2 protein-coding genes and 1 pseudogene are annotated in these 1,543 nt (G+C 46.8%); all 3 read right to left on the reverse strand.

The genetic code is table 11. From position 1 onward, the window contains the following. A partial coding sequence (locus tag A3762_RS11300; RefSeq protein WP_197469216.1) for a hypothetical protein occupies positions 1-412 on the reverse strand: 412 nt, incomplete at its 3' end. Positions 413-579: 167 nt separating this feature from the next. After that, on the reverse strand, positions 580-1,206 hold the full coding sequence (gene rnhB / locus A3762_RS11305) for a ribonuclease HII (protein ID WP_068754311.1): 627 nt from the start codon (positions 1,204-1,206) through the stop codon (positions 580-582). Beyond that, a pseudogene (locus A3762_RS11310) lies at positions 1,206-1,543 on the reverse strand (lipid-A-disaccharide synthase); the annotation flags it as partial. The pseudogene A3762_RS11310 and the gene rnhB, both read right to left, overlap by 1 nt.

Here is a 1,543-nt window from a genome sequence, read left to right on the forward strand (position 1 = left end):
CTTCGCCGAAATCGTACACACCGTTTTCGCTACAACCGCTCGTCGCCTCACAAGTCATTCGCGTTTGCTCATCAGCCGTCACCTCAAAAACAATCTGCTCACCTACAACACTGCGAGGAAGATTAATTGAGTAATAGCCTTCAGAATCTGTGCGCACCGGACTCCCAACTACTGAAGAGGCGACATTCTTTTGGCCATTCGTTTGAATACGATATGCCGTCACCAAACCCTGCTTGATGACACCTTTGACTGCGCGACCACTTACAGACACCTCACCTGACAATGCAGCGGTTGCAACAGGCGCCGCACTAGCGTCATCAGAGCCGGAACCGCCACCCCCGCATGCCGCGAGCCCTAAAACGCTTGCTAGGATAGAGGTTTTCAATAAGTTTTGAGTCGCTTGGTAAACCATCTTAATTCTCACCAAAATTCGTATCAGTGAGAAAAGCGTAGTCGTACCTCAGGAATTTAGACGGAATTACATCGCATATAATACTAGCTTTGCGTCATATTTTTGACCAATTTTCGTTTTGTGAATTACTGCAAATCCAATATAAGTGCTAAGTCACGCAGAACCTGCTAACTAGTAGTTTTGTGCAACAACTTTGCAACGGGAGCAAAAGACTTTCGATGCTCTGGACAAACACCATGTTGATCAAGCGCAAGAAAATGCGCCTTTGTGGGATAGCCTTTATGCTTCGCGAATCCATACTCAGGATAGTAAGCATCCAGACGAACCATATCAGCGTCGCGCCATACCTTGGCGAGAATAGAAGCGGCGCTAATACACTTCGCCAATGCATCCCCCTTTATTAAAGGACTTGCTGAGCAATTGAGACCCTTTGGAACACGATTTCCATCGACAAGCACATGCTCGGGACGAACGCTAAGAGAGTTAACCGCACGCTCCATCGCTAACATGGAGGCATGGAAAATGTTTAGCTCATCGATCTCCGCTGGGCTTGCTTCAGCGATAGACCACGCAAGCGCTTTACTCTTAATTTCGTCAGCAAGTTTCGTGCGTTTTTTTTCAGACAGTTTTTTAGAGTCTGCTAAACCTTCAATTTCTTGGTCAGGATCAAGAATTACGGCTGCAGCAACCACAGAACCAACAAGCGGCCCTCGGCCAACCTCATCAACTCCAGCTAATAACTGCCCAGAATAGCCCTTAGCGTACTGAAAATCATCACGGAAGAAGCATTCCATTAACGGCGAACCAAATCCAAAACAGCTTGAGCAGCTTCGGAACTAGCGTTACGTTGCAGGCTTTCATGTAGAGAAGTGAAAGTAGCAGCGACTTCGTTCTGACCCTCATCAGAAAGGCGCTCTAAAGCAGCCTTAGATATATTAACCGCCGTTGCGTCGTCTTGTAACAACTCTGGCACTAGTAGCTTATTCGCTAATAAGTTTGGCAAAGCGACAAATGGCGTCTTAATTAACCTCTGCATCACCCAGTACGTAAGCTCGTTCAAACGATACGATACAACCATTGGCCGTTTCATCAACATACACTCAAGCGTAGCAGTTCCAGATGCTAGCAACA

The organism is Oleiphilus sp. HI0125 (genome assembly GCF_001635355.1).

Bases quoted from the DNA above. Each gene is read 5' to 3' on its own strand.
- rnhB (WP_068754311.1), bottom strand. From the start codon at position 1,206: ATGGAATGCTTCTTCCGTGATGATTTTCAGTACGCTAAGGGCTATTCT.